The 24564-nt window shown below is 50.8% G+C and carries 18 protein-coding genes; 2 read left to right on the forward strand and 16 right to left on the reverse strand.

Translation table 11 applies throughout. From position 1 onward, the window contains the following. Positions 1–811: 811 nt before the first annotated feature. Complete coding sequence (locus ACJJIV_RS05945; RefSeq protein ID WP_444891096.1) at positions 812–1840, reverse strand: glycosyltransferase family 4 protein; 1029 nt, start codon at positions 1838–1840, stop codon at positions 812–814. A 93-nt stretch (positions 1841–1933) separates the two neighbouring features. Further along, on the reverse strand, positions 1934–3091 hold the full coding sequence (locus ACJJIV_RS05950) for an NAD-dependent epimerase/dehydratase family protein (protein WP_444891097.1): 1158 nt from the start codon (positions 3089–3091) through the stop codon (positions 1934–1936). Between the two features lie 1090 nt (positions 3092–4181). Between ACJJIV_RS05950 and ACJJIV_RS05955 the strand changes: the two genes are divergently transcribed. Beyond that, a complete protein-coding gene (locus ACJJIV_RS05955; RefSeq protein WP_444891098.1) occupies positions 4182–5810 on the forward strand; it encodes a di-heme oxidoredictase family protein in 1629 nt (542 codons plus the stop codon). A gap of 81 nt (positions 5811–5891) precedes the next feature. Here ACJJIV_RS05955 and ACJJIV_RS05960 read toward each other — a convergent pair whose 3' ends face one another. Beyond that, positions 5892–6374 carry a GFA family protein gene (locus ACJJIV_RS05960; protein WP_444891099.1) on the reverse strand — a complete coding sequence of 161 codons (483 nt, stop codon included), beginning with the start codon at positions 6372–6374 and terminating at the stop codon, positions 5892–5894. Positions 6375–6466: 92 nt separating this feature from the next. Here ACJJIV_RS05960 and ACJJIV_RS05965 point away from each other — a divergent pair, with 92 nt between their 5' ends. Beyond that, positions 6467–7261 (forward strand): class I SAM-dependent methyltransferase, encoded by a 795-nt coding sequence (locus ACJJIV_RS05965; RefSeq protein WP_444891100.1) that lies wholly within the window; start codon positions 6467–6469, stop codon positions 7259–7261. A 115-nt stretch (positions 7262–7376) separates the two neighbouring features. Here ACJJIV_RS05965 and ACJJIV_RS05970 read toward each other — a convergent pair whose 3' ends face one another. From ACJJIV_RS05970 to rlmN, 13 genes are all read right to left on the reverse strand, one after another. After that, the gene (locus ACJJIV_RS05970; RefSeq protein ID WP_444891101.1) at positions 7377–8198 is read right to left on the reverse strand and encodes an MBL fold metallo-hydrolase; all 822 of its coding nucleotides are present in this window, start codon (positions 8196–8198) and stop codon (positions 7377–7379) included. Between the two features lie 165 nt (positions 8199–8363). Beyond that, a complete protein-coding gene (gene tsaA, locus ACJJIV_RS05975) occupies positions 8364–9053 on the reverse strand; it encodes a tRNA (N6-threonylcarbamoyladenosine(37)-N6)-methyltransferase TrmO (protein WP_444891102.1) in 690 nt (229 codons plus the stop codon). A gap of 53 nt (positions 9054–9106) precedes the next feature. Then, positions 9107–10570 (reverse strand): NAD-dependent succinate-semialdehyde dehydrogenase, encoded by a 1464-nt coding sequence (locus ACJJIV_RS05980; RefSeq protein WP_444888206.1) that lies wholly within the window; start codon positions 10568–10570, stop codon positions 9107–9109. 138 nt (positions 10571–10708) lie between these two features. Continuing rightward, complete coding sequence (der, locus tag ACJJIV_RS05985; RefSeq protein ID WP_444891103.1) at positions 10709–12103, reverse strand: ribosome biogenesis GTPase Der; 1395 nt, start codon at positions 12101–12103, stop codon at positions 10709–10711. Between the two features lie 139 nt (positions 12104–12242). Next, a complete protein-coding gene (gene bamB, locus ACJJIV_RS05990) occupies positions 12243–13406 on the reverse strand; it encodes an outer membrane protein assembly factor BamB (protein ID WP_252084820.1) in 1164 nt (387 codons plus the stop codon). Beyond that, entirely contained in the window at positions 13406–14122 is a 717-nt protein-coding gene (locus ACJJIV_RS05995; protein ID WP_444891104.1) for a YfgM family protein, read from the reverse strand. The genes bamB and ACJJIV_RS05995 overlap by 1 nt, the downstream gene beginning before the upstream one ends. 69 nt (positions 14123–14191) lie before the next feature. Then, the gene (hisS, locus tag ACJJIV_RS06000; RefSeq protein WP_252084818.1) at positions 14192–15454 is read right to left on the reverse strand and encodes a histidine--tRNA ligase; all 1263 of its coding nucleotides are present in this window, start codon (positions 15452–15454) and stop codon (positions 14192–14194) included. A gap of 63 nt (positions 15455–15517) precedes the next feature. After that, a complete protein-coding gene (gene ispG, locus ACJJIV_RS06005) occupies positions 15518–16630 on the reverse strand; it encodes a flavodoxin-dependent (E)-4-hydroxy-3-methylbut-2-enyl-diphosphate synthase (RefSeq protein ID WP_252084817.1) in 1113 nt (370 codons plus the stop codon). 100 nt (positions 16631–16730) lie between these two features. Then, on the reverse strand, positions 16731–17699 hold the full coding sequence (locus tag ACJJIV_RS06010) for a RodZ domain-containing protein (protein WP_444891105.1): 969 nt from the start codon (positions 17697–17699) through the stop codon (positions 16731–16733). Continuing rightward, positions 17689–18468 (reverse strand): type IV pilus biogenesis/stability protein PilW, encoded by a 780-nt coding sequence (gene pilW / locus ACJJIV_RS06015; protein WP_444891106.1) that lies wholly within the window; start codon positions 18466–18468, stop codon positions 17689–17691. The genes ACJJIV_RS06010 and pilW overlap by 11 nt, the downstream gene beginning before the upstream one ends. 358 nt (positions 18469–18826) lie before the next feature. After that, positions 18827–20782: a cytochrome-c peroxidase gene (locus ACJJIV_RS06020; RefSeq protein ID WP_444891107.1), complete on the reverse strand. Its 1956-nt coding sequence runs from the start codon at positions 20780–20782 to the stop codon at positions 18827–18829. 497 nt (positions 20783–21279) lie between these two features. Further along, positions 21280–23211: a cytochrome-c peroxidase gene (locus tag ACJJIV_RS06025; RefSeq protein WP_444891108.1), complete on the reverse strand. Its 1932-nt coding sequence runs from the start codon at positions 23209–23211 to the stop codon at positions 21280–21282. Between the two features lie 211 nt (positions 23212–23422). Continuing rightward, positions 23423–24541: a dual-specificity RNA methyltransferase RlmN gene (gene rlmN / locus ACJJIV_RS06030; RefSeq protein WP_252084812.1), complete on the reverse strand. Its 1119-nt coding sequence runs from the start codon at positions 24539–24541 to the stop codon at positions 23423–23425. Positions 24542–24564 lie beyond the last annotated feature (23 nt).

Raw genomic sequence — 24564 nt, forward strand, 5'->3', positions numbered from 1 at the left:
AGATCTTGGTCAGCCCTTTAAGTTTTTCAATAATCTATAACCATCGCTCCTTAGGCTCCAGGTTGGTCAGAGACCTAAAACTTACTCACAGCTCATCTTGGCACAAAAAATAGCCGCCGATTAGCCTGGTATTTAGATACTCATCAGCACATAGTAGGAAAATAATTGATTGGAAATAGATATCGAGGCTTTGGCAGACCGCTTACAGATCAACCACTTGTCAGTCGCTGAACATGATGACGGCGTCCCTTATGCCCTTTCCATCGTTTATTACTTCCCACATTGGTCTCTCGCTTATTCAGTATCAATCTTAGGGAAAAGGGAGTGACGCCTAAGAAAAAGGCAATCATCTGAAATTTATCGGAAAAATCCGCCAGAATATGTTTTCTGATTTAATGTATCTGCGCTTTTACAGCGAATAGTGTCTCAAAGAGATAGGTAATTTCATCTGACAGACTGTAGAGAAAAACAATCAGAAGCAATAATTCTAGTGAGCACTTATCTTTCAACACAATGTTTAAGATTTCTTTTATTTCTGGGCTTATAAAGAGTGGAGAAAGCATTTATAAAATAACAATGGCACTCAGGAATTGAAACTTTAGGCTTGAAAATCTGTAAAATTCAACCTCAACTTTCTATGAAAGTTTTAATGATATCATTGATATATATAATACCCTTACGCGAGATCGAAAGATCCCCCAACACATACCTTCATCTTTAATCTGAAATGGGTCATTACACATACTTATTAAATACAAGCGGGACTTAACTCTTTTTATCTACACTATCAATATTTACGTAGTTTATCTTTTCAATATTCAGCCAATACAGGATGCTCAACATTAACAGGAACCAAATTCTCCAAAAAGTCCTCAGTAGCCAAATCCCAGCAGAAAGTTCTCGCTCGTGCGATACAATCCTCTGATTTGAATGTAAGAGCTTTTTTAATAGCCACCCCAAGATCTTCATCCATTGCACCAACGGGTGCATCGCCAATGATGTCTCTTGGCCCGGTGACCGGATAGGCCGCAATTGGCAGGCCACAAGCTAACGCCTCAAGATTCACCAAACCGAAGGTATCTGTTAAAGATGGAAATACAAAAACATCCGCTCCAGCATAACACTCGGTTAATGCCTCTCCCTCTTTTATCCCAAGATAAATCACCTCTGGAAACTCTTTCTTTAATGTATTTAATTGAGGACCATCTCCTACCACCACTTTGGTTCCAGGAGTATTAATAGACAAAAATCTATCTAGTGACTTCTCCACAGCAATACGACCAACATTTAACATAATTGGCCTGGGCAGCCCTGAAAAAATTTCAGTTTCAACGGGGTGGAATTTATCCAACTCCACTCCTCGACGCCAGCGAACAATCCTACTAATACCTAAATTTCTTGCTTCTGCCTCCATACTTGTTGTTGTCACCATCGTTTGAGCTGCAGACTGGTGAAAATCCACAAGTAGTCTATGCAACCAACTTACAGGTATTTTGTATCTTAGGGAAACATATTCAGACAGTCTTGAAAGCCATGAAGTTGTATATCTTAAACCTCGCTTTTTACAATATCTCCGCATGGAAATACCAATTGGCCCCTCTGTCATAATATGAATAGTATCTGGGGAAAAATCATCAACAATACGAGCAAGACGGGAACCAGGGAATACTGCAATTCTAATTTCATGATATCCAGGCCAGGGGAAATACCTAAAGTCATCAACAGATAAAAGCTTGACTTCATGCCCTCGAACAGACAATTCTTTTATGGTTTTCTCTAGAACCCGCGATACGCCATTAAGCTGCTTCGGATAGGTGTCCGTAGCAATCAATATTTTCATACCATAAAACCTTTATCTAAAGAGAAGAATCGTTTCAAAGCAGCGCCAACAAAAATACGAAACCACTAAATAAAGCTGAGACGATTCCGACACTTACCATTTTGACAAGCAGGGTATTTTGCTCTGATCACAGCGACTGGAATATTTCTTTGCCACCTGCTCCACTTCTGATAAAAGCTTATCACTCAGTGTGATCGGCTGTAGCCCCATCTCCAGCAACTGGTCATTAACAGCCAGTAAATCATTTTCTGGAGACTCTTTTCTTGGGTTATCCACATAGGCAATAGCCACGTCAGTTTTATCAGCAATCAACTTCGCCAGATCCCTGACTCGATGTATTTCAGTCATCTGGTTCAATATTTTGACCCGATCATCTTTTTCCGGAGGATTTTCTATCGCTAACTGTATACAACGGCAACTATCCTGAATATGGATAAAAGCACGTTTCTGCCCACCGGTACCATGAACTGTAAGGGGATAATTAATCGCAGCCTGCATTAAAAATCGATTCAATACAGTGCCATAATCTCCATCATAATCAAATCGATTGATAAGATACTCATCCCTACGGGTTTGATTTGTTTGTGTGCCCCAAACAATACCCTGATGTAAATCAGTAATACGCAGCCCATCATTTTTATTATAAAAAGCAAACAATAACTGATCCTGAGCCTTAGTCATATGATAGATAGAACCAGGATTCGGAGGATATAAAATTTCCGAACTGATAAATCTACCTTCCTCTTCCACTTGCACCTCCAGATATCCTTCTGGAATTCTCATGCCGGCAGTGCCGTAACCATAAACACCCATAGTTCCCAGGTGTACAAGATGAATATCCAGCTTACTCTCTACAATCGCGGCAAGAATATCGTTGGTCGCACTCAAATTATTATTAACCGTCAATCGTCTATGGCTTGATGACTTCATCGAATAAGGCGCTGATCGCTGTTCGGCAAAGTGTACAATTGTGTGCGGTTTCTCGGTAACCAATAGCTCTAGCAGCCTGTGATATTCTTTACCGATAGTGATTACAACATGCCGAATATTCTTGCCCGACACTTCTCGCCAAACCCTCAGCCTCTCTCCTAATGGCTGAATAGGCGTGAGCGACTCGACTTCCAGCTCTATATCGGTTTTTCTCCTTGAAAAATCATCGACAATTATAACTTCATAGCCTGCATCAGAAAGATGAAGGGCGGTTGGCCACCCGCAGAATCCATCCCCACCAAGAACCAGTACTTTTCTCACCCTAACCTCATTTATTAGTGACAGAAAAATGACTTCTATTTGAATACACTGAATCAACTATTGATAACGAACTAGATTATCTTCACTAGCGGCATATCCAATCCAAGAGCAAAATCCTTTCGCTTATTGGTTATCTTTATCAGTAATTTCCACTCAAACTTAACTCACGAATAAAGCCAAGCATCTCTGCTAGAACTATCTCACTGTTTGCAGTGTGAAATATATGGCGTCAAAGGCAAAACAAGCGCCAATCAAAGGGAAATAGCGCCAATCTTCACTTTCTTTGGCTTTTGTGGGAACAGAGTAGATCATTCAGGAATTCAGCGTTACTTTGAACAACCTTCAAATTACTAAGCATGTCCCAACCAATCAGACAAGATTTACAATCATTTTTGATTATCTTCACCGGCGTAGATCATCACCATTTCATGTGCAATAGACATTTGCACATTCCTTCCACATTCCAATCATGATCAGGAAAACCTGAGCCCATCCAAGCAAGGCAGAGCCAACAGAGCGACTAAACCTATTACTCACTTTGAAGAAAACCTGCACTCATATAAACACGGGGCTTTATTATTTGCTGTACCAAAAATTTATGCCTGCCAGGTTAAAGCTCTGACCACCATTACCAAGAGGCCCACTGTCATCGAAAAACAACTTTTTAATTTATCTAAATTAATGGGAACTTCACACGCCGAGATGACAACTAAGACACGTAAGACAAATACAAAAGGTCTGCGCAGCAACGCAGAGGGTTATGGGCAAAAAATAAATATATGGGGTCGTACTTAGGGCATTAGCTCTAGCAGAAAGTTAGCTCTCTAAAAAAGCCAACTATCAGCAAATCTCCCTATTTTTTTGAGCCTACTTTCGCAAACGGTTTTCCGTAAGCGGCTTGCAAGGATGCATTTAGCTTTATTGAAATGCACTTTGTGGGAATAAAAATATCCTGATCAAGAATCTATTTAGCAATTTTTCCTGAGACTGACTGATCAGCCCCTGGATAAATTGCCGTACTTTCTACCCGTGCATTTTCATAAACATACTGCTCCATCCGCATTCTATTTCGTACCGGGAGATATAGCTGATGATTTCCAGAAGACACTTATTGCCTATTTCCCTGGCAATATCGGCCCTAACATTTATTGCACCTCCAGTCCTCGCGGATTTTGGTTCTAAACATGACAAGCATCGGGTACCTAAGAACGCAAGAAAAAGTCCGCGGCCACCCAGGCAACAACCCTTCGATTTCAGTTCAATCTTTAACACCGTCCAGATTCTGGAAGCTGGCGCTGTGGAAATACACCTCGGTGGCCATATTGATCAGGCCACACTGGAAGCAATGGACCCAATTGAGGCCTATGTTCATGCTTTCGAAGAAGGTGATGAGCTATTTGAAATGAACTACAACGCGCTCGATGGGGTAGGTGTCAATGTCGGCAACGGTAAGCGCTTCACCAGTTTTCCGCGCCCTGATCTCAGAGGCCCAAGGGCCTGGGCCAATATTTTGCCCCATCGAGCTACAGGCCCCAACGGTGATTCCTGTATCAGTTGTCACAATGTTCCCGTTGCCGATGGCGGCGGTGGTGTGAACGATAACGTGATCCGTATGGACCCAGAGCGTAAACAAAAAGGCTTTATTGAGCGTAACTCCCCGCACCTGTTCGGCATGGGCGCGGTACAGTTGGTGGCCGAGGAAATGACCACCGAATTACACAACCTCAGGGATCAGGCTGTCGACGACAGTTGTGCCTCCGGTGACAGTGCCACTGTGGAAATGGTAGCCAAAGGGGTGAATTTTGGTGAAATATCCGTTTCCTGTGAAAACGTCAACTACGACAATCTCGCTGGCATTGATACAGATCTTGTTGTGCGCCCCTTTGAGTGGAAGGGACTCACCGGCTTCGTACGTGCTTTTGTGCGAGGTGCTGCGCACCAGGAGCTCGGTATGCAGGCCACCGAACTGGTCGGTGATGCCGATAGCGACTTCGACTCTGTCAGTAACGAACTGAGCGTGGGGGATATCACCGCACTGGCAATTTACAATGCTGCACAACCACGGCCAGTCACCAAGCTCGAATTGAACAGCGTGATTGATACCCTGAATGAAGAGGAACGAGAAACCTACGGGCTACCTCTCAGTGAGGCAGATATTGCCAGTATTCAAAATGGCGAGGAAATTTTCTCCTCTATCAGCTGCGCCTCCTGCCACTCTCCCGAGATGGAAGTCGCCTCACCAGTATTTTATGAACCGTCGAAACACGCCAGCTATCGCGATGAGACCTACCCAGCGGGCAACATTGCCGGGTTACCCACTACCTCCCTGCAATTTAACCTGCTGACAGATATTCTCGACAACCCTCAGGAGCTACCTTCCGGCCAGACCCTGGGACAGTTCGAGGAGTCCGAGAATGGCGGAGCAATTGTACGCCTCTATGGGGACCTGAAGCGCCACGATATGGGCCGAGCCATGGCTGAGGAGTTCGATGAGGGCAACGTGGGTGCCTCGGTATTCCTTACCGAAAACTTGTGGGGAGTAGGCTCCACACCACCCTATCTACACGATGGCCGCGCCACCACCATGACGGAAGCTATTCTGTTTCACGGAGGGGATGCACAATCCAGTAAAGAGCAGTTTGTAGCCCTTAGCGATGGTGACAAAGCCGACCTGCTGAATTTCCTGGATAACCTGGTACTTTACCTAGCTCCAGAGTAAGCCTCTAAAAACCCACAATCCAACCGGGGCGGCCTATCGGCTCGCCCCAACTTCATGCAACCCAGTCGCCCCTTTCACATCTCAGTAAAAATTATGGCGTTGATGCCACTCTGCCAGTGACTCATCTGGGTACTCATCAAAATGCTTGTCTGCGGCTCGAATATCCGGCTCTACCCAGGTTTTGGCAAAGGCCAGCATCATATGGGTAAGTTCTGGTGGTACGGGAAGTTCACTATCTATCGCAGAGGCAAATGGGTGGACCAGATCGGGCCAGCGGGGGTCCCACAACCAAAGCGCACTGCCACAGCGGGAACAAAAATGGCGCTGCGCCGGGCTGGCACTATTGCTGCCAGACTTATCTCGCAATATTGCCTGATACACTGAGATAAACTCCTTCCCCTTTACCGTCAGCGACTGGTAATCCCCTCCCAGGTTAACGGCATAGCCCCCTCCCCCAGCCGTCTTGCGGCAAATCGAACAGTAACAGCGGTTAAATGGGTATGGTTGTGCACATTTAAGATTGAATTGCACCGACTGGCAGTGACAGGAACCTTTTAGTTTCAATATAAAATCTCCCCACTTGTCTTGCTTACACCTCCAATGTCTGTATCTAGGCTAGACTGGTTAGCGGTCCCACAATCAAGGGTTATGCCGCCATGGCAATAGATAAGCCCGTCAGACACGATAAGTGGCAGGCCCAAGAATATGTAAAGGCCTCCTCCATGCAGTGGCGGCACGCCATGGAAGCTATCCAGCGCTGCAACTATCAAGGCGCCAGTACTATCCTCGATGTGGGCTGTGGCGATGGCAGAATCACCCGCTATCTAGCCGAACACCTCAAGAGTGGCAAGATAGTCGGTGTGGACCTCACTGAGGATATGATTCGCCACGCCCGCAAAGCCCACTCCGGCGTACCCAATCTCTCCTTCGAGCAAATGAGCGCCGATGAAATTCAGTTTGATAAGCAGTTCGACATTATTTTTTCTTTCAGTTGCTTGCACTGGGTGGCAGACCAGAAGAAGGTCTGGAATGGCTTTTACAAACACTTACGAGAGGATGGCAAGATTGTGGTCGGCTTTCAGGTTGACCATGAGAATTTCTGGGATACTGTGTACGAATTCCAAAACAACAATCAATGGCAGGCACATTTTGAGAACTTTCTCGATCCTTACAATCATTATTCCCTGAATGAAATGCGTAATTATATCGAGGATGCTGGATTTTACCTGCCCAGGATCGATGAAATCCATCATGTGGAAAATTTTGGCACCCGAGACACGCTCACAGCGTTTTTCTTATCTTGGGTGCCTCAATTTCGACATCTGCAGAACTCGCAAAGACAAGAATTTGCCCAACAAGTGATGGACGCCTACTACCAAAAAATACATCCAGAAATACGCAAACATGCTGGAGTGCGCATCAAGCGATTTATTATTGAAGCCGTCAAATGAATCGGCATCCATGTATTAATTTTAAAGCTAGTGAACTCAAATCACCCTTAGCTGCTAACTTTTTAGAGCTTAACCATTCTCTGTAAACTTTTGAAAAAGTATCAACAAAATAAAATCACAAACGGGCCATTGTATCTAGGTCCACCTTTAAGCAAGAGGCAATTAAGTTTCTCTTACAAAAGTTGTGGCCAGTTAAAATACTTACCAAGCCCTCTTTTCCCAGCAAACGCTCGCTGATTTGCTCTAATGGCAGCCCTTGCTGATCAAGCTGCTGTGCCTCTGCAGATAAATTCAACAGAAACTCATACTTCTGCTTTAACTGCTGCCAGCCATTTTCTACAACTCCTCGATGGGGACAGAGAATGACTTCGAAGGAGTGCTCCAATACACTTTTGATGCTGTTTAACAGGATCGGAATATCCTCATCGATGCGAAGAAACTTTAAGTAGTTGGCAATATATAAATCCGCACTGAACAACCAGCCACGCTCAGGCAACAGGTAACAGGTCATATCTTTGGCATGACCAGGGCTAAATAGGGGCCGAACTTCTTCAGTACCAATGCGGATATCTTCTGGCAGTGGCGCTACTTCGGCTTTTCCAGCAGTTCCCCAGAATAGTTTTTGCATGGGGGGAATACGAAAGCCCCTTTTTAATATCCCTATAGTTAAGTCCGGAGCAAAAGCCTGCACGCCGGTGAGCTTTTGGATAGCACCGGCGTTGCCGCTGTGATCCTCGTGGTGGTGAGTCAGCAATAGTTGTTTTAGCGGTGTATTTTCAATAAACGGCTTAACATATTTCCACTGGTTACTAGGGCCAGTATCTATTACTGTGCCATTAAGCCTATAAACGACAAATGTGGTGTTGACCCCCATATTCAGGCGGCCAACTCGGATTGCCTCCAGGCCCTGATAATTAAATGTTTCTCTTACCGACATGGGGAACTCTCTTACAGATTTTGGAGTATTTTCAGGCAAGTGGCACAAGCGGAGAAATTGCAATTTCCTCGAATGTAGGTGACATATCACTACTAATCTCTAGAAGGGGACAAGCAAGAAGGCCCAAGTGAGGCATAAATCCCCTAACCCAGTAGCAAACTGTTCTCACAATGCATCCAGCGACACCACCTCAATCCTTCTTTCCGTGTAGCGCCAACACAAATTGAACCCACACAGCGCCATGCCATAAATTCGCTGTGGATCGTTTTTTTGGTAAGCGGGCCGGGGATCTTGTGCCAGAACCTGCTCAATTAACTTCGGCAGATCGGTGCCCCAGTCATCTTTATAGGCCTTCGCTTGGTGAAGAATCGCCTCCGGGATATTTACAGTGATTAATGCCGGGGCGGCATCGGCAAAAGCGCTTTCAGCATGGTGTAGGGCATCGGCATAGGGCACATAGGGTTTGATATCCAACACAGGTGTGCCGTCTACCAGGTCAGCTCCACCGACAATCAATTCCACTTTGGGGGAGGTGCGCACTTCCAGTAAACGCACCGCGGAAAGACCAATATTATTGGGCCTAAAGGGGGAACGAGTGGCGAGTACACCGAGCTTTTTATTACCACCCAGACGCGGAGGACGGACCTTGGCGGACCATTGCCCGGCAGCCTGGTGAAACTGGAAAACAACCCAGATATGACTGTTTTCCTCCAACCCCGCTACCGCATCTGCCACATTCAGTGGCGGTAGTAGTTCGATACTAGCCCGACTGGCATCGGTGAGCAGTGGCTGACGGGGAACACCAAATTTTTCACCAAAACAGGAGTGCACACGGGCAATGGGCTCAACAACCATGGAAAATCCAGACAACCAATAATGAGCCCGATATTTTAAACCAGTTGCGGGAATTATTTATCGACACCAGCAATACATAAATATTTTATTTCCATGTAGTCCTCAATACCGTATTTAGAACCCTCCCGTCCCTGACCAGATTCCTTTACACCTCCAAAGGGCGCCATTTCATTGGAGATAATCCCTTCATTCACACCCACCATGCCGTACTCCAGCGCTTCAGACACTCGGCAAACCCGTCCAATATCACGGGAATAGAAATAAGAGGCGAGGCCAAACTCGGTATCATTAGCCATGCGAATCACCTCTTCTTCCGTGGAGAATTTAAACAGTGGTGCCACTGGACCAAAGATTTCCTCTTTAAACAGATTCATTTGCTCAGTGGCATTTCCCAGTATTATGGGTGCATAGAACTGATCGCCCATAGCATCGGGTCCACCAGCAACCAGAGTTTTCGCACCTTTTTGTAGGGCATCTTCTACCAACCCCTCCACCTTTTCGACCGCTTTGACGGTAATCATGGGGCCAATATCGGTTCCCTCTGCAAAGCCATTCCCCATTGTTAGCGCGTTAACTGCCTGGGCAAATTTCTCCGCGAAAGCCTCGTAAACCCCTTCCTGTACGAAAATACGATTGGCGCAGACACAAGTTTGCCCGGCGTTGCGGTACTTACAGACAATGGCACCTTTCACTGCCTCATCCAGATCCGCATCATCAAAAACAATAAATGGCGCGTTGCCGCCCAGCTCCATGGAGGTTTTCTTCATGGTTTCAGCACACTGGGCCTGCAGTTTCTTACCCACAGCGGTGGAACCGGTAAAGGTAAACTTGCGCACTAGAGGATTCTTCGTCATCTCGGTGCCGATGGCCGGCGCATTTTGGCCAACCACAATATTGAAGATCCCCGGGGGAATACCCGCTTCCTCCGCCAGTACCGCCAGCGCCAGGGCGGATAATGGCGTCTCATGGGCCGGCTTGGCGATAAATGGACAACCGGCCGCCAGGGCCGGCGCCATCTTGCGGGCGATCATGGCATTGGGGAAATTCCATGGCGTGACTGAACAAGTGACCCCAACAGGTTGCTTGATCACCACGATGCGGCGGTCGTTGGCGGGGGGCGCTATGACATCGCCATAAATGCGCTTAGCCTCCTCGGCAAACCACTCGATATAGTTGGCACCGTAGACTATCTCTGTGCGTGACTCAGAGAGGGGCTTCCCCTGTTCGGCGGTAAGAATTCTGGCTAAGTCCTCGGTGTTATCGATCACCAAGTTGTACCAATGCCGCAGTAACTTGGCCCGCTCCTTAACCGGAGTAGCGGCCCAGTCTGGCCAGGCAGCACTGGCCGCCTCAATAGCGCGACGGGTCTCATCGGCACCAAGGTCAGCTATGCTGGCCACTACCTTGCCGGTGGCCGGATCTTTAACGTCGAAAGTAGCGCCGGAATCGGCATCGACCCATTGGCCGTTGATATAGGACTGGGTGCGCAATAGCGCGGGTTTTTTCAGCTCCAGCATCGCCATCTCCTTAGGTGTCGTCCATGATCCCGGTCGGATCCGCGATCTACCGCTAAGGATATTAACCCGTAAAATGCCCCCCGCAGTGCAAGACAAGGGGGGGATTGGCGACACTCTGGCTTGTAGGCGTGTGGAACTTTATTTTTTCTTTTTCACAAACTTCATGAGGCGGCGTTTCTTGGCCTTCTGGCGATCACTCAGTTTGTTTTTCTTACCGGCGTAGGGGTTGTCACTGGTACGGAATTCGATTTTCACCGGTGTCCCGTGTAGCTCCAAGGCCTTGCGGAACGTCTTTTCCAGATAACGTACATAGTGCGCAGGCACCTGTTCGGTCTGATTGCCGTGAATAACGATCACCGGCGGGTTCTGGCCGCCCGCATGGGCGTAACGCAGTTTGATACGATGGCCGTGCACAAGCGGTGGTTGGTGCTCACTTACTGCCCATTGCAGAATACGCGTGAGGTGGTTGGTGGAGAGTTTATCTGTCGCACTCTGATAGGCGGCCTCGATAGACTCGTACAAATGGCCAACGCCAGTACCGTGCAGGGCGGAAATAAAGTGCACATCGGCAAACTCGACAAAACGCAGGCGGCGCTCCAGCTCCGTTTTCACGTAGTCGCGGTGATCTGCCTCCAGGCCATCCCACTTGTTCAGAGCCACCACCAAGGCTCGCCCAGCCTGAATCACGCTGCCCATCAGGTGCATATCCTGGTCCACCAGGCCCTCGCGAGCATCAATCACCAGCACCACCACATTGGCGTCTTCCACCGCCTGCAGGGTTTTGACGATAGAGAACTTCTCCACCGATTCCTTAATGTTCTTGCGACGGCGAATACCGGCAGTATCGATCAAGGTATAGGGCTTCTCATCGCGCTCATAATTGATATAGACACTGTCGCGCGTGGTGCCAGGCTGGTCGTATACCACTACGCGGTCCTCGCCGAGCAGGCGGTTGACCAGGGTAGATTTACCCACGTTGGGGCGCCCAACAATGGCAATCTTGATTCCAGTGGCCTCTTCCGGCTCCTCTTCAGCCGCCACCTCAGGAAGATCCTCAACCACGCGCTGCATCAGGCTGCGCACACCACGACCGTGGGTGGCAGTGGTGGGAAAGAGTTCACCGATACCCAGCTCATAGAAGGGCGCCAGGGCGATATCCGGGTTGACACCATCGACCTTGTTGGCAACCAGGAAGGTCGGCTTGGAGCGAGTGCGCAGCCGGTCTGCGATCATTTCATCCGCCGGGGTCAGGCCATCGCGACTATCCACCAGGAACAGCACGATATCCGCTTCTTCGATAGCCTGCATAGACTGCTGCGCCATGGCCGCATCAATGCCCTCTTCTCCGCCGGTGATACCGCCGGTATCTACGAGAAGTACTTTGCGTCCATCGATTTCGGCCTCGCCATATTTGCGGTCGCGAGTAAGACCGGCGTAATTAGCCACCAAGGCGTCGCGGCTCTTGGTAAGACGATTAAACAGTGTGGATTTGCCCACGTTGGGGCGCCCGACCAGGGCGATAACTGGCAGCATAGAATTCTGGCTTTAGCCTAATAAATAAATACAAACGCCCGCACAAGGCGGGCGATTTCAATTCACCTGCGAAGCAGGCTCCTTTTGCGGGCTGGTGCCCAAAAGCGGACTGCCTGTCCGCCACAGCAATATTGCGCGCTTAGCTCCGAGCGAGGGTCAGGGCTACCAACTTGCCGTCATCAGACAGGACAAACAAAAGGTCGCCATCCACCAGCATGGGGATACGAATCGAATCGTTATCCACCTCTTCGCGGCCGATAAACTGACCGGAACTGGGGTCAAGCACATGCAGGTAACCTTCCAAGTCGCCGACAATCACAACATCCTGGAAATAAGCCGGGCCACTCAGTTCGCGGCGCAGTAATTCATTGTTACTCCAGGCGATCTGGCCAGCGCCCACATTGTAAGCGTATACACTGCCCGAGGCGCCGCTCAGGTACACATGCCCTCCACCAACAGCCACTGAGTGGTTGGTAGAGGCATCACGCGCCCAAAGGCCACGACCGTTTTCCTTGGATAAAGCGACAACACGCCCCTGGTAGCTGGCGGCAAACACCAGATCACCGCGCACTACCGGCGACCCGTCGATATCCACAACCCGCTCCAATTCAGCAGAACCCTGCGGAATGGCAACGCGCTGTTCCCAGCGGGTTATGCCGTCGCGGGCGTCCAGGGCAACCAATTTGCCATTATCGAGACCGGCAATTACCAGACCGCCGCTAATCACGGGGGCCGCGGTGCCGCGGAGAGTCAGTACTGGCAAGGTGGTGGTTTGGCTCCACAACTCTTCACCACTGCTGGCATCCAGGCCCACCAACTTACCGTCAACGGTTTGCAGGACCACAACACTGGAGCCTATTGCCGGAGCGGAGACCACTTCACCAGAGACTTGATAGGTCCACAGTTGAGCGCCATTTCGCAAGTCCAGGGCCACCGCACGGCCGCGGTAGTCAACAACTACAGCGATACCCAATCCAACACCGACACCACCGCTCAATTCAATATCCAGATCGGTTTCCCACTGGGGCCTACCGCTGCTGCGATCAAAAGCGGTCACTTCACCGTCACTGCTGGCGGCAATCAGTTTACCGTCAGCCAGACCCGGCTGCAGCATCGCATAACGCTTCTCATCGATGCTGCCCACATCCGCCGACCAGACTTCGCGTAGCTGAACACTAGGCGCGAAATCGACCAGGTCTACCGGCTCGACATCCTCCTTACTCTCGTTGGAGGCGCAGGCACCCAGAGCTACCGCTAGGGCAACCGCTGCGGTGCGCCCCACAGCGCGATTGAGAAATCCCATTATTCGCCTCCCTCAGGTGCTGGTTCACTTGGTTTCTGCTCTTCGCCAGAGTCTTCGCCAGAGGCCACTGCTAGGCTCTCAACTTTGAGTTGTAGCAGCTGGGTACTGCCCGCCTGCTCTGGTAACAGCTCGGTCAAAGCCTGTTCGTAGGCGCTGCGCGCGCCGGCGTCATCGCCTTTCTGTCGGAGAATATCACCGCGCGTCTCGGAATAGAGGGCGGCAAAGGCCGAGGGCACACTGCCCTCAATCAGCTTCAAAGCTTCATCTGGTTTGCCGCGCGCGGCAATCACCGTGGCCAGGCGGCGCTTGGCCAGCAGCTTCATGGCATCTTCTTTGGAGTTGTCGAGCACCCACTGCAAGTGAGTCTGCGCGACTTCCAGATCATTCTTGTCGACGGCAATTGCGGCCAGGCGCAGAGAGGCCTGACTAGCGTAGATACGGCTGCCGTACTCGTTTTTCAGCTGCTCGGCGAGTGACTTCGCAGTAGTCAGCTGCTTGTTGTCTGGCTGGTTGTCATTAGCGGATACCGCCTGGATAAAACCTTGGTAAAGGTCCGAGGCCGCCTCAGCCTTGGAGCGCTGGTCACCCTGCCACCATTGATAACCAAAGTAGCCGGCCAGAGCCAGGACTATGCCGGTAAGAATGCCCCTGCCGTTTTCCGCCCACCAGCGCTTCAGCGTTTCTATTTGTTCTTGTTCGGTAAGATGCTCAGACATTGGGTAAATCGCCTTTCCTGTGGTTTCTAACTATCCTGGCGGGGGCCACCGCCACCCTGAGTATTTGAATCAGCCCTGCAGCAATGCCGCAAGTTCCGTGAGCGCGAGAGTCTGTTGCTGTTGCTCGGAGCGCAGATATTTCACTGTAATCTGACCATTTGCAGCCTCATCCTCGCCGATAATCAGTGCGTAATCGGCACCGCTTTTATCCGCTTTCTTCATTTGGCTCTTAAAGCTCCCACCTCCGCAGTGCGCCTGCAGACGCAACCATGGTAGCTCGTCGCGCAATTGCTCGGCGGCAGCCAAGGCGGCTGATTGTACATCACCCACCGCCACCAGGTAGGCATCTACTTGCTGCGCCAGACTCTCCGGTAGTACTTCAAGGGTTTCCAACATCAATACCAGGCGCTCGGCACCCAGGCCAAAGCCAACTGCTGGAGTGGGCTTCCCACCCATCTGTTCTACCAAACCATCGTAGCGGCCGCCGGCACAGACAGTGCCCTGGGCACCGAGACTGTCGGTCACCCATTCAAAAACGGTTTTACCGTAGTAATCGAGACCGCGCACCAGTTTGGGGTTGATCTCGTATTTCACCCCTGCTGCATCCAGTAGCTCGCGCAACTGGGCAAAGTGGGCGGCAGATTCCTCATCGAGGAAATCCAATAGACAGGGCGCCTCGGCGAGCAGTTCCTGGGTTTGCGTATTTTTACTGTCGAGAATACGCAAGGGATTGCGCTCCAGGCGGCGCTGACTGTCCTCGTCCAGCTGCTCGCGGCGCTCGCTGAGGTAGGCCACCAGGGCCTCACGATAGGCTGCGCGGCTGTCGGAGTTGCCCAGGGAGTTCAACTGCAGGGTGACGTGTTCACCGATACCCAGCTGACGCCACAGCCGCGCGGTCATAATCAGTATTTCCGCGTCGATATCCGGCCCTTCGATGCCGAACACTTCCACTCCAAACTGGTGGAACTGGCGCAGACGGCCTTTCTGTGGGCGCTCATAGCGGAACATGGGGCCGAAATACCACAGGCGCTGGGGCTGAATCAGCAGGTTGTTTTGGATCGCTGCGCGCACGGTCCCTGCGGTGCCCTCTGGGCGCAGGGTAACGCTGTCTCCGCTCTTGTCCTCGAAGGTGTACATTTCCTTTTCGACAATATCGGTAGCCTCGCCCACGGCGCGGCTGAACAGCTGGGTTGCCTCCAGAGTGGGCGTACGGATTTCACTGTAGCCGTAGCGGGCAAAGAGTTCACTGAGGGTGGCTTCCACATATTGCCAAACAGGGGACTGTTCCGGCAGCAGGTCGTTCATGCCGCGAATTGCGCGAAGTTGTTTCAACGCTGTTCCTTAAATTTCTAATTACTTAAATCAACGAATAGGGCAGTGCAATAGACGTGCCTGCTACGCTTTGGCGATGATATCTGCCTCACGCTCGGCCTTGGCAGCGGCCTTTTCGCGAATTAGGCGTTCCAAATCATCCACTAAATTCTCATTTTTGAATTTGCGGTCTGGCTGGCCGTCCACATAAATCGCGTGGCTCGGTGTACCGCCGGTGAGGCCAATATCCGCTTCCTTCGCTTCGCCCGGGCCATTGACGATACAGCCGATCACCGCCACATCCAACGGCGTGGTGACATCTTCTAGGCGCGTCTCCAGCTCATTCATGGTTTTTACCACATCGAAGTTCTGGCGTGAGCAGCTGGGGCAGGCGATAAAATTGATCCCCTTGCTGCGCAGGCGCAAGCTCTTCAGAAGATCCCAACCTACTTTCACCTCTTCCACCGGGTCTGCCGCCAGGGATACCCGCAGGGTATCGCCAATACCGTCGAGCAGCAGGGCACCGAGACCAATTGCGGATTTCACCGTACCGGCTCGCAGGCCGCCGGCCTCTGTAATACCCAGGTGCAAGGGCTGTTCAATTTGCTGGGCCAGCTTGCGATAGGCAGCGGTAGCCATAAAGATATCCGAGGCTTTCACGCTCACCTTGAAGTCCTGAAAATTCAGGCTATCAAGAATCTCAACATGGCGCAGTGCGGACTCCACCAGTGCATCTGGCGTAGGCTCACCGTATTTTTTTTGCAGGTCTTTTTCCAGAGAGCCCGCGTTTACACCGATACGAATCGGGATGTTCAGATCGCGGGCCTTGTCCACCACCGCACGAATACGCTTCTCACGGCCGATATTACCGGGGTTGATGCGCAGGCAATCCACCCCCAGGTCGGCCACTCGCAGAGCAATGCGATAGTCGAAGTGAATATCCGCCACCAGCGGAACATTCACCTGCTTTTTAATTTCCCCGAAAGCCTCAGCGGCCTCCATGCTGGGCACTGAGACCCGCACGATATCCGCACCGGCATTTTCCAGACGCTGGATCTGGCCCACAGTGGCGGCCACATCACAGGTTTCGGTATTGGTCATGCTCTGCACCGAGATCGGCGCATCGCCACCGACCGGTACATTACCCACCATGATCTGGCGCGACTTGCGGCGGACAATGGGAGATTCAAATTGCATAGGGCTGACCTGGCAGTATTGCTGCTAAAAATTCGAGGGGGAGATTATAGAGAGATTGGGCGCAAACCTACAGAGTTCGCGCCCAAACGGCGGAGATCCTTTAATTGCCCACAATCAGGCGGCGGGTGCGGCGATTGCCAATGGGGTCGCTTTCAATCGTTTGCTCGCGGTAAACCACCTTGGTTGCACGGGCATTACCGAGCATCACTTCGAAGGGCGCGCGCCCATCCAGGTTCTTGGAACTGCCGGCTTGCTGAACACCGGCGAGCAGTACAACACCCTCGGCATCCTTTACTTCAACCCAGGAATCCTCGTCGAAACTGAGACGCAGCGCTCCTTGCAACTGTTCATCCAGCTGCGCAACGGTTGCGGGTAGCTGGGCGGTAGTGTCTTCAGCTTGCACGCTGACCTGGGGTTCAGTAAGCGTATTATGTTCGGGAGTTTGAGCCTCCTCCGTGACTTCTTCCCCGGCGGGCTCTAGTTGTTGCGCCGGTGCCTCAGCAACCTGCAACTGGGTTGAACCAGGCTCCGCCAATGCTATTTCATTGATATTTACGGATGGCTCAGCAACGGATAGCTCAGCAGTTTCGGCAGGGGCTGCATTTTGCTCTACTGAGTTCTGCAGACCGGGAATATTTACCGGGCCAACATAGAGCCACCAAAATACAGCGCCCGCCACCACAAATGGCAGGAGAGCCAACAGACCATAGCCGTGTTTACGCGCCGGGCGCAGGGAGTCGGCTTTCATCTCGATACGTCGCGATTCTTTGCGCACCTGCTGTTTTGGACGTGCGGCATCGTAGGCGGTAAGCACAGGAGCGGAGTCAATGCTCAGCTCCCGGCAAATATTGCGAATATAACCCCGCGCATAAACCACTTCCGGCTGGCGCTCGTAAAGGTCTTCTTCTAACCACTCCACCGTATTGTCGATAATACACAAGCGCCGGGACAGCTCCTCGCGAGACAGCCCGGCCGCCTCGCGCGCAGAGTGCAGTAGCGCACCGGGAGAAGCCTGTGTACTGGATTCGATTTGGCCGCTGTCGCGGTGCACGGAGTTACTATCCGTCATTACCACTCAACTCCTGATATTTCAGTGTTTCCGCAGAGTACGGGTACAGATTTTTCAGCGCAAGAGCATAACTCAGCTCCTTGTCGCGGTTGCCAAACACCTTCTCAATACGTATCCCCAACCATAGGGATTGGGGTGTCTGGCGGTTATTCTCACTGTAACGATCAAGGTACTGTTTGGCCGCAGAATAGTCGCCAGCCTCATATTTAAGCTCCGCCAACTCCAGTAGCGCTACCGGCAGATTGCTGTTGAGAGCGAGCGCACGTGTGTAGGCCCGTTCTGCTTCATCTGCTAAGCCCAGGCGATTGGCAGTGCGGCCATAGTTAACCAGGGCAAAGAAACGGCGGTTATAAGTCAGGTCACCGGAGGCGTGACGAAATTGATCTAAAGCATCCTCATAGCGCTCCTGCTGGTAAAGGAACACGCCATAGTTTGTGCGCGCCATGGAGAAATTGTCGCTGTAGCGCAGGGCCTTTTTGAAATGGGACTCGGCCACCTTCAATTCGCCATCGGCCTGATACAGCAGAGCCAGGCCATGGTGGGCTATAGGATTCTTCTTGCCCAGCTCCAGCGCCTTGTTGAAGTGGCGGCGAGCCAGCTCGCGGTTCTCTCCACTCTGCAGATAGCGAATACCCAGTTGAACATGGGTTTCCAAAGCCTTCTCCAGATTGACCTCCTGGCGCTCTGGCAAACCAGTGGTTACACACCCTCCCAGTAATACAGTGAGAATCAGGCCTAAGAACCGCAGGCCAAAAGAATTTGCAGACACGACATCACCTGTACATTTATTTTTCATCTATCCATCAAGCGGGATCGCAGTGATTAATCACTATCGATCAAGCACCAGGGCGGGGGCAAAGTAAAAAAATAGTGGTGTGCCCACTGTGATGGCAGAGCAGTCCCCAAGATAACCTGTCTGCAATGCCTCTTCCGATACTGGACCCGGACGCTGATCCTGCCTCCCGACTCATATAGTGCCGCAAAGCACCGTGAGTTTCAGCTGTGTACCCCTAATTAATTCCAATTGACCCGGCGATATCTCCCGCTGATAACAAAATAAAATCGGGGCAGTGCGGAACCTGCACAAAAGTCAGAAAATTTCGTTAATAACGATAATAAAACCACCACTACAGCTCCTTACCGGAGCTATCCCTCGCATCAAGCTGTTTGCCATCAGGACCCCCGTCGCGGGTAGGGATCAGGGCGCGAACGGAATTTGAAGAGGTGTTGGCCGCATCCGGGTCGGTCAGGGTCTCAAGAAAACGCACGACCAGGTCGATCTCGGCATCGCTGAGATTATTACCGGCATCACCACCGGTGGTCGCAAGGATTGCCTGGGAGAGCGCAAGGCCATTGGGCGCCACCTTACTGGCACAATCTGTTAACCCAGAAAATTGTGACAAATCGCACATTTCGCTATTGGTGTAATACTGGTTAACCGATGCCGCACGGTCGCGATAGTGTTCGACATTTCTGCGTAGCGTCGCAAATTGACCACTGTGCCCCCAGGGGCCAGTGAGCGCGACATTCAGTAGTGTTGGGGGACGGAAGGCACCAGCACCGTTCGCCCCCAGATCCGCGCCACTGCCATTCTCATCGGTACCTATACCAATTTGTGGATAATTCGCAGGCCGTGGCCCTTCAGTAGTAAAAAATGCACCCGCATGGCAATTAGTACAGCCGGAATTCCCTGACATAAAAGTAATGGCACCGCGCTTCTCATCATTATCGAGGGCACTCAAGTCGCCATCTACATAGTCGAAGAAAGGGTTGTCGATAAAGAGCTGCACCGCTTCAAAAGCGGCTATAGCCTGCGCAATACGGCTGAAAGTAATCTGGTCGTCACCAAAAGCTGCGTTAAATAATCCACTCCAGGATTCCCGCCCCAGATTGGCCGCCACTATATCTTCGCGGTAATCGGTGGTGCCGCTATCAATACTCGCATCGTAACCAAATTGAGTAACATCACCCATTTCCGCAGGATTGGTTACGGGAAAATGCGCCTGCGCCATCATCAAGGCCAGGGTGCCTGTACCCACCGCCGCTTCGGTATTGAGGCTGACGTCCCGTGAGTCGGTGCGGATACCGCGATCGGTAAGCGCCACCCGGTTATCCCAAAAGAGCCCACTACTCCACAATGCCACATTACATATCGGCTGGGCGTTTCTGGGTACTATGGGTACCTCATTGATACCGTCAGAGCGACCTGGGCCAACCAATGCAGGATCTAATGGATTCACACCCACGGGCATAGAGAGATTGTCACCGCCACAGCCGATAGCAGCGTGGTGACAGGAGGCACAGGCTACATCGCCATTGGCACTGAGGGATTGACTGTAGAACAAGCGCATACCCAGCTCGACCATGGCAGGGTCTTGTTCACTTCGCACCCTGGCAGCAAAAGCGCGCATATCTTCCAGATGCCCAGCCATGTTGTTCGATTCCAGCATGGCCGCCAAGCAGGTATCCAGATCTTCATCTAATAAATTCAATGCACTGCGAACATTTTTACATTCACTAATGTTCACAAGGCGCTCGAGGACCGGTACTGCAACCGCACCATTGTTAAGGCCGCTATTCGTATTATTGATTAGTGTTTTCGCATTGACCCGGGCCGTTTCACTCTCGCTGTTCACATCGCCACTGGTCACTGAGTAGCTGTACTCGGTATTTATCGAAAGGCCCTGGTCAACATAAAAATGATTATCTGTCTCGGCAATTTTTTCTCCGCCACGATAGATAGCATAGGTTGCCCCATCGCGCTGCCAGGAAAGGCCGATACTCGTTCCTGAAAAAGCATTGGCGATCAAGGCCTTCGCCGCAATGCCTTGCCCGGTCTCTGTGCCATTGCCTGCATCATCGTCATTATCTGTGTCGCCGTCATTACCCGTATCATCACCACCGGAGTTTGTATCGGTATTTCCCCCAGCGTCGGTGTCAGCTTCCACCGTTTCCGAGCCAGAGCTGTCATCGCCACCGGATGAACCGGAGCTGCAGCCCACTGCCAACAGAACAAGCGGCAGTAGCACTAATCGCAACAGTGCTGCGCATGATATCGGCAAATTATTGCTCTGGGTTTTCATAAATACAGCTCGACTCCGCCACTGAAAAATCGTTTTGAACAGCACTGGACTGACAATGGAGCTACTAGTGCCCTACACGGCACCAAAAGCTAATATTTTCGGAACTATCCAATGTTTTTAAAGGTAGTTTTTTGGGGAGCAGAAAGAATTGCCTGCCCTCACAATACTTTTCATGAAACCGAACTTTTTTGCCAATTTCACGGTATACCGAGGTAGTGACCCTAAAGCTTTTACTTGGCAAATTCTGTTGAGAGAGTCGCAAAGCACTGATGCTGGCACAGTGATATTGGATACTGTGAATTGTCTCTGGCTTTAAAGAAGTAGAGAAAACGGTACTGAGAAGGCTACAAGCTAAGTTTGCCCATACTGCGACCCAACCTAAAAAATTAAATTCACAAATCGCAAAGATAGGCATAGAGGGTATAAAAACTATACCCTCTGTACTTTTGACTTTTTTCTAGCTATTCAATTGGCTATAAAACAAGGCAAACAGGGAATTACAAACTCTCCCCATTCCGGTTTCTAGCATCCAGCTGTTTGCCATCCGAACCACCGTCTCGAGGAGGAATCAAAAATTGAATCTCATTAGAGCTACTATTGGCGGCGACTGGATCAGTGAGAGTGCCCAGAAAAATGACAACAAGGTCGATCTCATCATCAGTCAGGCGGTTGACACCACCACCATCATTCCCTGCAAGAATATCCTGGGACAGAACCAAACCATTAGGCGCTACTTTACTGGGGCAATCCTGTAAATCTTTAAACTGTTCAAGATCACACATTTCATTATTGGCAAAGTAACTGGCAATTGAGACACCCTGATCCCTGTAATGCTCGACATTTCTACGCAAGCTGCCAAACTGCCCGCTATGTCCCCAGGGGCCGGTAATCGCCACATTTAACAGAGTTGGGGCTCGGAATGCCCCAAAACCCAAAGACCCTTCTCCCCCCAAATCGGCTCCACTGCCACTCTCGTCAGTACCAATTCCAATCTGCGGATAGTTGGCAGCCATCAGCGCCTCGGAAGTAAAGAAGGCCCCCTTATGGCAGAAAGTACAGCCAGAATCTCTCGACATGAACGTGATAGCACCACGCTTCTCTTCGGCGCTAAGCGCTTGTAAATTGCCCTCAACATAGGCAAAAAATGAATTATCTATAAATATCTGCACCGCCTCATAAGCTGCAATAGCCTGGGCAATACGGCTAAAGTTAATCTCAGGATCACCAAAAGCGGATGTAAATAGCGGCCCCCAAGCTTCGATATCCAGATTCGCCGCCAATATATCTTCGCGGTATACAGTAAAGTTTTCGTCGACAGAATCATCGTAGCCAAAGTCGACGATATCCCCCATCTCAGGTGGTGCTGTAACAGGGAAGTGTGCCTGTGCCATCAGTAGTGCCAGGGAACCAGAACCTACCACGGAGGAAGTATTTCGGGTAACGTCCGTTGAATCTGTGCGCAGCACACCATTAGGACTCAATGAAACCCGGTTGTCCCAAAACAGGCCACGAGACCAGAGCGCAGTGTTGCAGGTCGCTGGTGAATTCCGCGGCACTATCGGCACTTCATTAATACCGTCAGAACGCCCCGGCCCTAGCAACGTACTATCTACCGCATTAATGCCAACCGGCATTGATAGATCATCCCCACCACAGCCAATCGCCGGGTGGTGACAAGAGGAGCAGGAAGTATCTTGATTGGCACTCAGGGATTTATTGTGGAACAGGCGCATACCCAGCTCGACCATGGCTGGTTCCTGCTCGCTGCGAACACGCGCGGCAAAAGCACGTATATCCTCAACAAGAGAGGCCATGCGATTGAGCTCAAGCATGGCTGCCAAGCAGTTATCAATATCTTCCTCGAGTAAATCCAGGGCGCTGGAGACATTTTTACACTCGGCAAAAGTGGATATACGCTCGTTTAAGACATCGTCTTCTGTGCCGTTATTTAGCCCAGTATTCGTGTCATTTACCAATGTCTTAACAACAATCTGATCGGCCTCAGAGGCGCTGGCAGTATCGACCGTATTTAGCAAGTAGCTGTACTCAGTCGCTACCGTGAGGTTTTTATCGACAAAAAAGTTATTACTGGTTTGCGCGACTATTTCACCATTGCGATAAACAAAATAGGTCTCACCATCCCGCTCCCAAGCAAGGCCGATGCTGGTCCCGGAAAAGGCATGGCCAATCAATTTACCGGGCCCACTACCCCGCTCAGATTGCGGATCTGGGTCTGGGTCTGGGTCTGGGTCTGGGTCTGGGTCTGAGTCTGAGTCTGAATCACCCTCTACAGTATTCGGTGTCGAAGTATCATCATCACCTCCAGATGATCCTGAACTGCAAGCTGCCAAGGATATACAGAGTATTAAAAATAAATATCGCAATAGGACATTGGCAGACACCTTAAAATCCACTTTTTCAGTACGCATAAAATTTAACAGTCCTTTCCATCCACTTTCGTAAAGTTTTGGACTGTTAACGCAGTATCCAGGGATTTGGTTGACACCAATAAAAGGGAGATCAGAATAAAATGGAGAGGCTTTAAAGGAATTACGACCCTAAGGCCTACAGAAATGATAGGACAAGCCCGGATCTAAGCTAGCAAGTGGCTATGCAAATCATCCAGGCTGGATTGAGTGATCAGCCGACTATACGGACGGGGCGTTCGGCGTTGCGGTAGCGCTCGGAGCGGCGGGTGCGGTCGTTAACACTGCCGGCCAGCTGGCCACAGGCTGCATCGATATCGTCGCCGCGGGTAGTACGCACGGTAACCGTATAACCCTTATCAAGCAGTATCTGCTGGAAGCGACGCAGTGCGTTATTGCTCACTCGCTGATAGTCGGACAGCTCAAACGGGTTAAAGGGAATCAGGTTAATTTTCACCGGAATCTCTTTCAGCAGCTCCGCCAATTGCTCAGCGTGCTCCGGGCGGTCGTTAACCTCGCGCATCAGCGTGTATTCAATGGTCATTTTACGGTGCGTATCCGGCATACGCTCGATATAGCGCTTAGCGGAATCCAACAACACCGCAATGGGGTATTTCTTATTGATCGGCACCAACTCGTTACGTAATTCGTCGTTGGGCGCGTGCAGGGAAATCGCCAGGCTCACATCGGTCACATCAGCTAGGCGGTCCAGTGCGGGCACGACACCGGAAGTTGACAGGGTGACGCGGCGCTTGGAAATACCGTAGGCATTGTCTTCCATCATCAGGTTCATGGAATCGACCACATTGTCGAAATTGAGCAATGGCTCACCCATGCCCATCATCACCACGTTGGTGACTTTACGCGGTCCTTTCGGGTCCAGCTGGCCGAAAGACTTACAGGCGATCCACACCTGCCCGATAATTTCTGCCGCGGTTAAATCGCGGTTAAAGCCCTGCTTGCCAGTTGCACAGAAACTGCAATCCAGGGAACAGCCCACCTGCGAGGAGACACACAGAGTGCCGCGATCGCCATCGGGGATATAAACCGTCTCGATAGCATTGCCACCGGAGACTTTAATTAGCCACTTGCGTGTGCCGTCGGCAGAATCCCACTGATTCAATACTTCCGGGGCACGGACTTCGGCCACTTCCGCCAGCTTTTGACGCAGGGCCTTGCTGACATTGGTCATCTCAGCAAAATCATCAACCCCATTCTGGTGAATCCACTTTAAAACCTGAACTGCGCGGAAGCGCTTCTCGCCCAATGATTCAAAAAAGGCGGCCAGCTTTTCTACTGAAAGGCCGAGCAGGTTGGTTTTCTCTGTGGTCATTCATTTCACCTCGGGGGAAGAAT

The sequence above is a fragment of the Microbulbifer mixtoriginis (SeqCode) genome, assembly GCF_052466765.1.

Bases quoted from the DNA above. Each gene is read 5' to 3' on its own strand.
- ACJJIV_RS05945 (WP_444891096.1), bottom strand. From the start codon at position 1,840: ATGAAAATATTGATTGCTACGGACACCTATCCGAAGCAGCTTAATGGC.
- ACJJIV_RS05955 (WP_444891098.1), top strand. From the start codon at position 4,182: ATGATTTCCAGAAGACACTTATTGCCTATTTCCCTGGCAATATCGGCC.
- ACJJIV_RS05965 (WP_444891100.1), top strand. From the start codon at position 6,467: ATGGCAATAGATAAGCCCGTCAGACACGATAAGTGGCAGGCCCAAGAA.
- ACJJIV_RS05970 (WP_444891101.1), bottom strand. From the start codon at position 8,198: ATGTCGGTAAGAGAAACATTTAATTATCAGGGCCTGGAGGCAATCCGA.
- tsaA (WP_444891102.1), bottom strand. From the start codon at position 9,053: ATGGTTGTTGAGCCCATTGCCCGTGTGCACTCCTGTTTTGGTGAAAAA.
- ACJJIV_RS05980 (WP_444888206.1), bottom strand. From the start codon at position 10,570: ATGCTGGAGCTGAAAAAACCCGCGCTATTGCGCACCCAGTCCTATATC.
- der (WP_444891103.1), bottom strand. From the start codon at position 12,103: ATGCTGCCAGTTATCGCCCTGGTCGGGCGCCCCAACGTGGGCAAATCC.
- bamB (WP_252084820.1), bottom strand. From the start codon at position 13,406: ATGGGATTTCTCAATCGCGCTGTGGGGCGCACCGCAGCGGTTGCCCTA.
- ACJJIV_RS05995 (WP_444891104.1), bottom strand. From the start codon at position 14,122: ATGTCTGAGCATCTTACCGAACAAGAACAAATAGAAACGCTGAAGCGC.
- ispG (WP_252084817.1), bottom strand. From the start codon at position 16,630: ATGCAATTTGAATCTCCCATTGTCCGCCGCAAGTCGCGCCAGATCATG.
- ACJJIV_RS06010 (WP_444891105.1), bottom strand. From the start codon at position 17,699: ATGACGGATAGTAACTCCGTGCACCGCGACAGCGGCCAAATCGAATCC.
- ACJJIV_RS06020 (WP_444891107.1), bottom strand. From the start codon at position 20,782: ATGAAAACCCAGAGCAATAATTTGCCGATATCATGCGCAGCACTGTTG.
- ACJJIV_RS06025 (WP_444891108.1), bottom strand. From the start codon at position 23,211: ATGCGTACTGAAAAAGTGGATTTTAAGGTGTCTGCCAATGTCCTATTG.
- rlmN (WP_252084812.1), bottom strand. From the start codon at position 24,541: ATGACCACAGAGAAAACCAACCTGCTCGGCCTTTCAGTAGAAAAGCTG.